The following is a 12,725-nucleotide window of genomic DNA, read 5'->3' on the forward strand; positions in this document are numbered from 1 at the left end:
GCCTGCCTTTTTCCTTTCACGGTGCGGCTGCCAGCAGCGCGGCGCAGTAGGGCTTATCATGCGCCACCCCGAGGATCTGACAAAGGGTGCCGCAGAGTTCAGTCTGCTGCGGCAGGGCATCCATCGTTCTGGAGAAGGCGCTGCCGAAAACAAACAGCGGTATCTGCGTCTCCTCCGGCAGGGTGCCGCCGTGGCTGCGGTCATCGTTCATGCCGTGGTCGGCAGTGACGATCACCTGATAACCCTGCTGTAACCAGCCCGGCATCCAGTGCGACAGATAGCCATCGGCCATGCGCGCCCGGTTGCGGTACTGCGGGGTGGAGAAGCCGTGCTTGTGCCCGGCATCGTCAATATTCATGGGATGGATCAGTAAAAAATCGGGATCATGGCGCAACCGCAGGCTCTCGGCATCTTCAAACAGATGTGAGTCCGGGTAGCCGTCATCAGAATAAAAATGGCCGAACTGGACAGGCAGCTCCGGCGCATCGGTGTGACGGTCTCTCGGCGCGTCAAACGGCGTGCGGTTGTACAGTTCGCTCACCCAGTAATACGCCGCCGCTGCCGTGGTCAGCCCTGCCGCCCGCGCATAGTGAAACACGCTGCGCTGCTGGCTGAGACGGCTGACACCGTTGTGAATAATACCGCTGTTCACCGGCGTCACACCGGTGAGGATGCACTCATACAGCGGGCGCGAAAGTGACGGCAGTTCGCAGGTCATCTGGTAACACTGACCCCGGCCCTGTGCGCACTCCGCCTGCAAGTAGCCCATCGCGTGCCGGGCCACCTGAAAGTTCAGTCCGTCCAGTACCACCAGTATTGTTTTCATCGCCTCGCCTTATCGCTTCATGTTGATGATGACGTTTTCCCGCCCTCACGCGGCGGTATTGGCAATCGGCTGCGCGCTTTTGTATTCAGAAGCTGGCTTCAGTCTGGCCTGTCCGTCAGCTTCGCACCCCTTTGTGGCTTATTTGTGATGAAAAAATTAACGGTGGATGTCATCAGCCGGGCACTGATCTTAATCCGCGTCATACCCCAGGTTCGGCGCTAACCAGCGTTCGACTTCGCTGACCGGCATCCCTTTGCGTCTGGCGTAGTCTTCAATCTGGTCGCGCTGCAGCTGGGCAACAGCGAAATATTTACTGTCCGGGTGGCTGAAAATCCAGCCAGACACGGCCGCTCCGGGCCACATGGCGAAAGATTCGGTGAGCTTCATACCGGTGTGGTTTTCCACATCCAGCAGTTGCCAGATGGTGGCTTTCTCGGTGTGTTCCGGGCAGGCCGGGTAACCGGGCGCGGGACGAATGCCCTGGTAATTCTCGCGGATCAGCGCGTCGTTGCTGAGGTTCTCGGTAGCGGCAAACCCCCAGATCACCTTACGCACCCGCTCGTGCAGGTATTCGGCGAAACCTTCAGCCAGCCGGTCAGCCAGCGCTTTGACCATGATCTTGTTATAGTCATCATGCTTTGCGTCCCAGGCCTCTGCCAGGGCGTCCTCTTCCAGCCCACCGGTGACGGCAAAGGCACCGAGGTAGTCCGCTTTGCCGCTGGATTTTGGCGCAATAAAATCGGCCAGGCAATAGTTGGCAAACCCCGTTTTTTCTGTCTGCTGGCGTAAGTGATGGCTCACTTTCAAAACCTGTGTGCGTGATTCATCTGTGTAGATCTCGATATCATCGCCGACGCGGTTAGCCGGGAAAATCCCGACCACGCCGCGTGGATTGAGCGCGCCGTCACGGCTCAACTGATCCAGCATCTCATTCGCGTCAGCAAACAGGCGTTTCGCTTCTTCACCCACCACCTCATCTTCCAGAATGCGCGGATATTTGCCCGCCAGCGACCAGGTCATAAAGAAAGGTGTCCAGTCGATATAGTTGCGCAGCACATCGATGTTAGCGCTCACTTCGCTCACACCCAGCCTGTGCGCTACCGGTGGCGTGTAGTTTTCCCAGTCAAATGTAAAGTCATTGTCGCGGGCGACCGCTAAACTCACCGGCGGCGTGCGCGGTTTTTTACGCCCGTGCTGAATACGCACGGTGTCGTACTCTTTGCGCGTGCGGGCAACAAATTCATCACGCTGGGTGGACGACAGCAGTGCCGATACCACGCCAACGGTGCGCGAGGCATTCTGAACATACACCGTTGGCCCGCTGTAGTTCTGCTCGATTTTCACCGCCGTGTGGGCTTTCGAGGTGGTCGCCCCGCCAATCAGCAGCGGCAGGGTAAAGCCCTGGCGCTCCATCTCTTTCGCCACGTTCACCATCTCGTCCAGCGATGGGGTGATCAGTCCGGAGAGTCCGATAATATCGGCGTTATGCTCGCGGGCGGTTTTGAGGATTTTCTCGCCCGGCACCATCACGCCAAGATCGATAATTTCATAATTATTACACTGCAACACCACGCCAACGATGTTTTTGCCAATGTCATGCACGTCGCCTTTTACCGTGGCCAGCACGATTTTACCGTTAGTGCTGCCCTTCTCTTTGCTGGCTTCGATATAGGGTTCCAGATAAGCCACCGCCTGTTTCATCACGCGCGCCGACTTCACCACCTGCGGCAGGAACATTTTGCCCTCGCCAAACAGGTCACCGACCACGTTCATCCCGGCCATCAGCGGGCCTTCAATCACCTCTATCGGGCGGGTGGCCAGCTGACGGGCGGCCTCCGTATCGGCTTCAATAAATTCGGTAATACCTTTCACCAGCGAGTATTCCAGCCGTTTATCCACCTCCCAACTGCGCCACTCCGCCTGCGGTTTGGTGCTGTCGTCGTCGGCTTTGCTGCCGCGATATTTTTCTGCCAGCTCCAGCAGGCGCTCGGTACCGTCATCGCGACGGTTCTGCACCACATCTTCCACCGCTTCACGCAGGTCGGCCGGCAGATCGTCGTAAATCGCCAGTTGCCCGGCATTAACGATCCCCATATCCATGCCGTTGCGGATGGCGTGATAGAGGAAGACCGCGTGGATCGCTTCGCGTACCGGGTCGTTGCCGCGGAAGGAGAACGACACGTTGGAGACGCCGCCGGAGATCATCGCATGCGGCAGCTCGCGCTTGATGTCTTCACAGGCTCCGATGAAATCCATCGCGTAGTTGTTGTGCTCTTCGATGCCGGTGGCGACCGCGAAGATATTCGGATCGAAGATAATATCTTCTGGCGGAAAACCCACCTCTTCGGTCAGCAGTTTGTAGGCGCGACGGCAGATTTCGATTTTGCGCGCGCGGGTATCGGCCTGGCCTGCCTCGTCGAAGGCCATCACCACCATCGCGGCTCCGTAGCGTCGCACCAGGCGGGCATGGTGCAGAAACTGCGCTTCACCCTCTTTCATTGAAATCGAGTTCACAATGCCCTTGCCCTGGATGCACTGCAGCCCTTTTTCAATCACGCTCCATTTAGAGGAGTCGATCATAATCGGCACGCGGGCAATGTCCGGTTCCCCGGCAATCAGGTTGAGGAAGCGCACCATCGCCGCTTCCGCGTCGAGCATCCCCTCATCCATGTTGATATCGATAATCTGTGCGCCGCTCTGCACCTGCTGCAACGCCACTTCCAGCGCTTCGTGATACTTTTCTTCTTTAATCAGTCGCTTAAATTTGGCCGATCCGGTGACATTGGTACGCTCACCGACGTTAACAAACAGGCTTTCTGCACTGATGGTCAGCGGCTCCAGCCCCGACAGGCGGCAGGCAACTGGCAGTTCCGGCAGCTGGCGCGGAGCGACCCCGTCGATGGCGCGGGCCATCGCCGCAATGTGTTCTGGCGTGGTGCCGCAGCAGCCACCGACGATGTTGAGGAAACCGGCCTGCGCCCATTCTCCAATCTGTTCCGCCATGATCTGCGCATCCAGATCGTATTCACCAAAGGCGTTGGGCAGCCCGGCGTTGGGGTGTGCGGTGACATAACCCTCGGCTATGCGCGCCAGCTCCGCCACGTACTGGCGCAGTTCATCCGGGCCGAGGGCGCAGTTCAGCCCAAAGGAGAGCGGTTCGGCATGGCGCAGGGAGTTATAGAAGGCTTCCGTGGTCTGGCCGGACAGCGTACGGCCGGAGGCGTCGGTAATGGTGCCGGAAATCATCAGCGGCAGCTCAATCCCCAGCGCGTCAAACTCTGCTTTCACGGCAAAGACGGCCGCTTTGGCGTTCAGGGTGTCGAACACCGTTTCGATCATGATGATATCCGCGCCCCCTTCGACCAGCGCACGCGTCGATTCGCGGTAGGCGTCCACCAGCTGACTGAAGGTGACATTACGGAAAGCCGGATCGTTGACATCAGGAGAAATCGAGCAGGTGCGGTTAGTGGGCCCTAACACACCGGCGACATAACGCGGACGACCGGGCGTGCGTGCCGTCCACTCATCGGCACAGGCGCGTGCCAGTCTGGCCGCCACGTAGTTAATTTCAGCCGACAGCGACTCCATCTGATAGTCGGCCATGGCAATGGAGGTCGAGTTAAAGGTGTTGGTCTCAAGGATGTCAGCCCCTGCCGCCAGGTAGCCGTTATGGATTTCGCTAATAATATCGGGTTTGGTCAGCACCAGCAGATCGTTATTGCCCTTCAGATCGCTCGGCCAGTCGGCAAAACGTGCACCGCGAAAATCCTCTTCTTCCAGCCTGTAGCTCTGGATCATGGTGCCCATACCGCCATCCAGCAGCATAATGCGTTTTTTCAACTGCTGATGCAGTGCTTCAATCCGGTTACTCACCACGTTTCCCCTTCAGCCTCACCTCTGGCACCACTGCCAGCACGCCATACTGGCACAACTTTTGTGCGGGTAACAGTGATGCCAGATGAGACATTTTCAGCTGGTGGTGACCTCATCCGACCAGTCAGGCTGTCGTTGCAATATGGCTCAATAAAACGAAAATGATTTCCACATGGTGAAAAATTAAGGATTCTGTTATGGCTACCCCCGCGCCGGCTAAACGTGGCAAGAAGCCCCGTGCCGCTGCAGTATCAACAGCAGCGCCGGCGGGTCAGGTGCAGTCGCTGACCCGTGGTCTGAAGCTACTGGAATTTATTGCCGAGTCCCACGGTAATGTGGCGCTGACCGAACTGGCCCAGCAGGCCGGGTTGCCAAACTCCACCACGCACCGCCTGCTGACCACCATGCAGCAGCAGGGGTTTGTCCGTCAGGTCGGGGATTTAGGGCTGTGGACAATTGGAGCCCATGCCTTTGTGGTGGGCAGCAGCTTCCTGCAGAGCCGTAACCTGCTGGCGCTGGTACACCCGATGCTGCGCACGCTGATGGAACAGTCAGGCGAGACGGTGAACCTGGCAGTACTGGATCTGAGCGATCACCAGGCGGTGATCATTGACCAGGTGCAGTGTACCCAACTGATGCGGATGTCGGCCCCGATTGGCGGCAAGCTGCCGATGCATGCCTCCGGCGCGGGCAAGGCGTTCCTGGCAAACCTTGACGATGAGCAGGTCAGCGAGCTGTTACACCGCCAGGGCCTGCATCACTACACGCCAAAAACGCTGATGTCACCGCACAGCCTGAAGGAGAACCTGGCGCTGGTCCGCAAGACCGGTTACTCCTTTGATGATGAAGAACACGCGCTGGGACTGCGCTGCGTTGCTGCCTGTATCTATGACGAGCATCGTGAACCCTTTGCCGCTATCTCCATTTCCGGGCCGATTTCACGCATCACCGACGACCGCGTGACGGAAATCGGTGCGCTGGTGATCAAAGCGGCAAAAGAGATCACCCGTGAATATGGCGGCGTGCGCTGACGCCATTCAGGCGTAAAATAACGGGAGCGGCCTCCAGGCAGCAAAGGCGTGAAAAATCAGTCGGGAACCGATTTGAACAGCCCTCGCGCTGGCCGCAGGCTGAGCTTCAGGAATCAGGCTCATTCGGCCCGATGCGCTTACACCGCCAGGCAGTCGGGTGAACGCGCGTAGCCAATACCGAGGCCGCTTCAGGCAGGAAGGGAATAGCGCTGGCAAAACCGCTGGCGACGGCGGTAAGCAAAGACATCTTCAATGTGACCGTTACGGATCCGCTGCTGCAGCTCACGCCAGAACCCGGCGCAGAACAGCTCACCGTGCATTTCATCAAACAGCGTGGCAATCGCCGGATCGGCACACAGGTAGTGGCGAAACTCTTCCGGGAAGACATCCTCTGGTGACACACTGTACCAGGGTTCATGACTCAGCTCATCTTCCGGGTAACGCGGCAGCGGGATATCGCGGAAGTTCACTTCGGTCATGTAGCTGATCTCATCATAGTCATAGAACACCACCCGCCCGTGCCGGGTAACCCCGAAATTTTTATACAGCATGTCGCCGGGGAAGATATTAGCCGCGGCCAGCTGCTTCACTGCGTTACCGTACTCTTCTATCGCTTCGCGCCGCTGTTGCGGGTTAGCCTGCACCAGCCACATATTGAGCGGCGTCATACGACGCTCCATATACAGGTGGCTGATAACCAGCTGCCCGTCCTGATCGTGCAGCTTTTCCGGCACCTCACGCCGCAGCAGCGCCAGCAGTTCAGGACTGAGGCGTTGCCGCTCTATCGCGAAGTTTTCAAATTCCTGGGTGTCGGCCATTCTCCCGACGCGGTCATGCTCTTTCACCAGTTGGTAGCACTGGCGCACGCGTTCCGGGGTCACCTCTTTCTGTGGGGCAAAACGGTCTTTAATCACTTTAAATACCCGATCGAATCCCGGTAGCGTAAACACCAGCATCACCAGCCCCGGTACGCCAGGTGCAACAACAAACTGCTCCGTGGTCGCCGCCATATAGTTAAGATATTCCCGGTAGCTTTCGGTTTTACCGTGCTTCTGACAGCCAATGGCCATATACAGCTCAGCGGTGGTTTTGCCGGGCAGGATTTCCCGCAGCCATTCAACCAGCGCCCCCGGAAGCGGGGCATAGACCATAAAATAGGAGCGGGCAAAGCCAAAAACGATGCTCGCTTCGCGATTGCTGGTCAGGCAGGTATCGATAAACAGCTCGCCCTCTTCACTGCGGTGTATCGGCAGCAGGAACGCACAGACGCCAGAGGGGGCATAGAGTTTGGCGACCAGCCATGCGGCTTTGTTACGATAAAACAGTTCATTCGCGACCTGTAAGGTCGCCTGTTGCAGCGCGTCTGCGGGAAAGTTTTCCCGCAGGTGTCGCAGAATAAAATCAATATCACGCGGCAGATCCTGCCACGGCAGGCGCAGCGGGAGGTCGTGCAGTACGCGATGGAGTAAGGGCCGCCAGCCTTCTGCTACGCGAAATGTTTTTGCCAGCGGGCGTGGGGTACTGCGAAAACGCCGCGGCGGTTGTGAACTGAAAATAAACAACCGCTCCGGCGTCAGCGCCTGATGGCTGAACAACCGGCAATAGACAGAGTTAAAGAAGCTTTCCGCAATTTCAAAGCGCGGATAGTCCGGCAGCAGATCGGTGTAGATCGTTTTGACCCGCTGCAGGAACGCTCGATCGTCCGCCTGAGAGGCCGTAATACAGCGCAGCTGCTCCACAACCAGACCGACGTGACGATCGTAAAGATGAATACGTGCTTTCATCGCCTGCTGTACCGCCAGCCAGTCAGCCTGTTCAAAGCGCTGCTGTGCTCCGGCGGTCACTTCCAGAAAACGGCCATACTGTGCGTCAAATCCCTGCAGGATGGTGCGGGCAATCAGGGTTTCCAGCATCGACATGTTTCACCTCCACCGCAGGGGCAGGCCTGACGGCCCGCCCGGCATCAGAACTGGTCTTCTTCCGTAGATCCGTTCAGCGCGGTCACTGACGACACGCCCCCCTGGATGATGGTTGTGACATGGTCGAAATAGCCGGTCCCCACCTCCTGCTGGTGCGAAGAGAACGTATAGCCCTGAGGGATGGCATCAAACTCAGGCTGCTGAACTTTCTCCACGTAGTGACGCATCCCTTCACCTCCGGCATAGGCCTTCGCCAGGTCGAACATGTTGAACCACATGCTGTGGATGCCTGCGAGGGTAATAAACTGATATTTGTACCCCATCTCTGACAGCGACTGCTGGAAGTGGGCGATGGTGCGATCGTCAAGATTCTTCTTCCAGTTAAACGACGGCGAACAGTTATAGGCGAGCAGCTTACCCGGAAAACGGGCGTGGATGGCGTCGGCAAACCGCCGCGCCTGCTCCAGATCCGGTTTCGAGGTTTCGCACCAGATCACGTCGGCATACGGCGCATAAGCCAGACCCCGACTGATCGCCTGTTCAACCCCGGCATGGGTGCGGTAGAAGCCTTCCGGCGTGCGCTCACCGCTGATAAATTCGCGATCGTATTCATCGCAGTCGGAAGTGATAAGATCTGCCGCGTCAGCGTCGGTCCGTGCTATCAGCACGGTTGCCACCCCCATGACATCCGCCGCCAGTCGTGCGGCTACCAGTTTCTGGATTGCTTCCTGAGTAGGCACCAGCACTTTGCCTCCCATATGTCCGCACTTCTTCACTGAGGCCAGCTGATCTTCAAAGTGCACCCCTGCCGCTCCGGCCTGGATCATCGATTTCATCAGCTCAAAGGCGTTAAGCACCCCACCGAAACCGGCCTCTGCATCGGCGACAATTGGCAGGAAATAATCCACGTACCGGGGATCGCCCGGTTCGATGTCGGCCGACCACTGGATCTGATCGGCGCGCCGGAAGGTATTATTGATGCGTTCTACCACTGACGGTACTGAGTTCGCCGGGTACAGAGACTGATCCGGGTACATGCTGCCCGCGAGGTTGGCATCAGCCGCCACCTGCCAGCCGGAAAGGTAGATCGCCTCAATGCCGGCCTTGGCCTGCTGCAGGGCCTGCCCGCCGGTCAGTGCGCCGAGGCTGTTGATATAACCTTTCTTCGCCCCGCCGTTGAGCAATGCCCAGAGTCTGTGTGCGCCGTTTTCCGCCAGGGTGCAGACCGGGTTTACCGAGCCACGCAGTTTCACCACCTCTGCCGCGCTGTACGGGCGGATAATGCCGTCCCAGCGTGCATCGCGCCAGGCCTGTTCTGTCTGCTGAATCTGTAGGGTACGAGAAGTCATCGTGGTGCTCCTTGTCAGGGTTCAGGGAAGTAAGCAATAGCCCGGCAGTGTCAGAAATTCCACCAGTTCGGGCTCCGTGGTGATTCGTTCCATCAGGGCGGCAGCTTCAGCGAAGCGCCCGCCGTTAAAACGTGTGTCGCCCAGCTCCTGGCGGATGACCTGCATCTCCTCTCGCAACATCTTGCGGAACAGCGCTTCGGTCACCCCCTCGCCGCTTTGCAGGGTTTTGCCGTGGCGTATCCACTGCCAGATTGAGGTGCGTGAAATTTCTGCCGTGGCAGCATCTTCCATCAACCCGTAGATCGGCACACAGCCGTTGCCACTAATCCAGGCTTCGATGTACTGCACCGCCACGCGAATATTGGCGCGCATGCCGTTTTCTGTCCGTTCTCCGGCACAGGGAGCCAGCAGCTGTTCAGCCGTAACCGGCGTATCCTGCTCGCGCAGGACGTGGAGCTGGTTAGGACGATCGCCCAGCACCTCGTTAAAAATCGTCATGACCGTGTCGGCCAGACCCGGATGCGCAATCCAGGTACCGTCGTGACCGTTGGCGGCCTCACGCTGTTTATCAGCCTGCACCTTGTCCAGTACCCACTGGTTACGTTCAGCATCCTTATCCGGAATAAACGCCGCCATACCGCCCATGGCAAAGGCGCCGCGCCGGTGGCAGGTTTTGATCAGCAGGGTTGAGTATGCGTTGAGAAACCCCTGGTCCATCGTCACCGACTGACGGTCCGGCAGAACGCGGTCCGGGTGGTTCTTCAGCGTTTTGATATAGCTAAAGATGTAATCCCAGCGTCCGCAGTTCAGCCCGACGATGTGATCGCGCAGGTGCCAGAGGATCTCGTCCATCTGGAAGACGGCGGGGAGCGTTTCGATTAACAGCGTGGCCTTGATGGTGCCACGCGGCAGATCGAAACGATCCTCTGCGTAACTGAAAACATCACTCCACCAGGCGGCTTCCTGATATGACTGGGTTTTTGGCAGGTAGAAATAGGGGCCACTACCTTTGGCCAGTAGCGCATCAACGTTATGAAAGAAGTACAGGGCAAAATCAAACAGGCTTCCGGGGATCGGTTCATCACGCCAGGTGACATGTTTTTCCGGCAGGTGCAGGCCGCGTACACGACATATCAGTACCGCCGGGTCGGGCTTCAACTGGTAAATTTTGCCGGCTTCGCTGGTATAGCTAATCGTACCGTTAATCGCATCGCGCAGATTGATCTGACCGGTGATCACCTTGTCCCAGGATGGCGCCAGAGAATCCTCAAAATCCGCCATAAAGACGTTAACGTTGGCGTTGAGCGCATTGATCACCATTTTACGATCCACAGGCCCGGTGATCTCCACCCGCCGGTTCTGCAGATCGGCCGGAATCCCGCGGATCTTCCAGTCTGCTTTTTTAATGGAATCCGTTTCCGAAATAAAATCAGGCAGTTTACCTGCGTCTATTTGCTGCTGAACTCGCTTGCGCTCTGCCAGTAAATGATCGCGTCGTGGTGTGAATTTCACCACCAGTTCGCTGAGAAAATTGACCGCCTCTTCTGTCAGGATCTGCTGTTCAGCCTGACCGGACGGGCGCTGAAAGGCCAGTTCACTGCTGATGGTCTGTTGCGTCATCTGTTTGCTCCTGTCACCGATACGGTCAGGTAAGCGTTGCGTTACCTGACGATCTTCTTTGAACATTCTTTGAACTGCCGGATCAAAATAGCATCAGTTAAAAATCAAAATCAAAAACTATTTCCATTTTTATCATTTAAACGACGTAACTTATTGAACAAAAACAGATTAAACAGGGATCATTAAAGGAAGGGGTTTTCAGTTAAAAATGAGATCGCGATCGGGTGACTGGATTCAGCAAATAAAAGGCAGGCAGGATATATCAGAAAGCCGGTGGATCGCTGATCCACCGGTGGGAAAACAGAAAGGAATTACTCTAATGTTGGGTTCATATGACGCAGATCGAAAGGTGTGATCTGGTAAACGTAATAGTTGAGCCAGTTAGAGAACAGCAGGTTACCGTGGCTGCGCCAGCTGGCACGCGGTGGCAATTCAGGGTTGTCATGCGGGAAATAGTTGAACGGTACTTCTGGCTGCAGGCCAGCGTCATAGTCACGGTGATATTCACCGGAGAGCGTTAGCGCATCGTACTCCGGGTGCCCGGTGACAAAGGCCAGTCGCTTGTCCTTGCTGGCAAACAGGTAGGCCCCTGTCTGCTCTGATTCGGCAAAGATTTCGAGGTCGGTGTAATCACGCAATAGCTGGGTTGGGAAATCAGCGTAGCGTGAATGCGGCGCCAGGAACGTGTCGTCAAAACCGCGCGTCAGCAGCGCATGCGGATGCAGTATCTGGTGCTCAAAGACGCCTGACAGTTTGTTTTCTCGTGTCTGCTTGGGAATACCATACAGAATGTTTAACGCGGCCTGAACCGCCCAACAGACAAACAGCGTGGAGGTGACGTGCTCTTTCGCCCAGTGCAACACCTGCTGGATTTGCGGCCAGTAAGCCACATCACAGAAGTCGACCAGGCCCAGCGGAGCACCAGTGACAATCAGACCGTCGTAGTTGTCATTCTGAATGTCTTCAAAATTACAGTAAAAGTTATTCAGGTGTTCAGACGGCGTATTACGGGATTCACGACTGTCGATACGCAGTAGCTGAACATCGATCTGCAGCGGTGAGTTAGAAAGCAGACGCAGAAACTGGTTCTCAGTTTCGATCTTTTTCGGCATCAGATTGAGTACCAGCACTTTTAACGGGCGGATCATCTGCGTACTGGCACGCGTGGACGTCATAACAAAGACGTTCTCGTTGCGCAGAAAATTCACGGCGGGTAATTCATCGGGTACCCTGATCGGCATAACCTGCTTCCTCACTACATACGTTCATACGTTTAGACATCCAGACAGCTAAAGATAACGTGCTACTGCGCGGATGTCGAGTACTCATCGGATAGTTGAAAATGTTTCATCTCACTGGGGTGATTAACGGCAAAAGATGTGGTCACCGCAGGATCGGTTAAAGATAGCTAGAATAGTTAAAGGCTACTCACCCTGTATTTGTTAGATTACACAATTCTAATTAGTGAATGTGTTCAGGGATATGCAGAAAATAAAGGAATACCTCGCGCTGGCAATTTTGATGTGCCTGCCATATATCATTGTAATGTTTGATAATTACATATTAAAAAATGAAGTGAATAAGCATTCTTTAACCGCCATCTCTCACTCTGTTTTTTTGATGATTAATATTATTCTACTGTACAAAATCAAACGAAATAATAAAGAACTGTCAGGGGGAATACTGCTAATTACCGGTCTTTTTGCTGCCATGCTGATTCGTGAGAACAGGGAAAATATCCGTGAATTATTTAGCGGAACCGTTCACTGGTCATGGCTGGCGTTAGCCGTTTCTTTGTATTACCTGTGGCAGGGCACGAAGAATGGCGTCAGGAAAGCCTTTATTGACCTCCGGGAGATGCACCGTTTCAGCGACTATAATTACCTGATTTGTGGCCTGATACTGGTGCTGGTGTGGTCAAGATTGTTCGGAAATCGCTTTGTCTGGAAGGGAATTGAGCATATTCACTACAGCGAAGCCCTGAAAAATACCGCAGAGGAGCCGACACAGAGCCTCGGGTATCTGATTATTATGTTCGGGCTGGTGAAGATATTGAAAAGTAAATAACAAAAAAGCCTCATGCTTTCGCATGAGGCTTTTTTGCTTA

The 12,725-nt window shown here is 55.8% G+C and carries 8 protein-coding genes; 2 read left to right on the forward strand and 6 right to left on the reverse strand.

What is annotated here, in order from left to right:
• Nucleotides 1-16: 16 nt before the first annotated feature.
• Complete coding sequence (locus EPE01S_RS19170; RefSeq protein WP_062748366.1) at nucleotides 17-826, reverse strand: alkaline phosphatase family protein; 810 nt, start codon at nucleotides 824-826, stop codon at nucleotides 17-19.
• A 189-nt stretch (nucleotides 827-1,015) separates the two neighbouring features.
• Nucleotides 1,016-4,699 (reverse strand): methionine synthase, encoded by a 3,684-nt coding sequence (gene metH / locus EPE01S_RS19175; protein ID WP_062748368.1) that lies wholly within the window; start codon nucleotides 4,697-4,699, stop codon nucleotides 1,016-1,018.
• Nucleotides 4,700-4,896: 197 nt separating this feature from the next.
• On the opposite strand from metH, the gene iclR reads away from it, so the two are divergent.
• Nucleotides 4,897-5,730, forward strand: coding sequence for a glyoxylate bypass operon transcriptional repressor IclR (iclR, locus tag EPE01S_RS19180; protein WP_062748370.1), 834 nt, complete (start codon nucleotides 4,897-4,899; stop codon nucleotides 5,728-5,730).
• Nucleotides 5,731-5,918: 188 nt separating this feature from the next.
• Here the strand turns inward: iclR and aceK are convergent, their stop codons facing one another.
• The 4 genes from aceK to metA form a co-directional block, all read right to left on the reverse strand.
• Entirely contained in the window at nucleotides 5,919-7,649 is a 1,731-nt protein-coding gene (gene aceK / locus EPE01S_RS19185) for a bifunctional isocitrate dehydrogenase kinase/phosphatase (protein ID WP_062748373.1), read from the reverse strand.
• A gap of 44 nt (nucleotides 7,650-7,693) precedes the next feature.
• Complete coding sequence (gene aceA / locus EPE01S_RS19190) at nucleotides 7,694-8,998, reverse strand: isocitrate lyase (RefSeq protein ID WP_062748375.1); 1,305 nt, start codon at nucleotides 8,996-8,998, stop codon at nucleotides 7,694-7,696.
• 21 nt (nucleotides 8,999-9,019) lie between these two features.
• Nucleotides 9,020-10,618, reverse strand: coding sequence for a malate synthase A (gene aceB, locus EPE01S_RS19195; protein WP_062748387.1), 1,599 nt, complete (start codon nucleotides 10,616-10,618; stop codon nucleotides 9,020-9,022).
• Nucleotides 10,619-10,929: 311 nt separating this feature from the next.
• Nucleotides 10,930-11,859, reverse strand: coding sequence for a homoserine O-acetyltransferase MetA (gene metA, locus EPE01S_RS19200; RefSeq protein ID WP_062748377.1), 930 nt, complete (start codon nucleotides 11,857-11,859; stop codon nucleotides 10,930-10,932).
• A gap of 241 nt (nucleotides 11,860-12,100) precedes the next feature.
• On the opposite strand from metA, the gene EPE01S_RS19205 reads away from it, so the two are divergent.
• Nucleotides 12,101-12,685 (forward strand): hypothetical protein, encoded by a 585-nt coding sequence (locus tag EPE01S_RS19205; protein WP_062748379.1) that lies wholly within the window; start codon nucleotides 12,101-12,103, stop codon nucleotides 12,683-12,685.
• The last annotated feature ends 40 nt before the right edge of the window (nucleotides 12,686-12,725 follow it).

The organism is Erwinia persicina NBRC 102418 (genome assembly GCF_001571305.1).
GTDB lineage: Bacteria > Pseudomonadota > Gammaproteobacteria > Enterobacterales > Enterobacteriaceae > Erwinia > Erwinia persicina.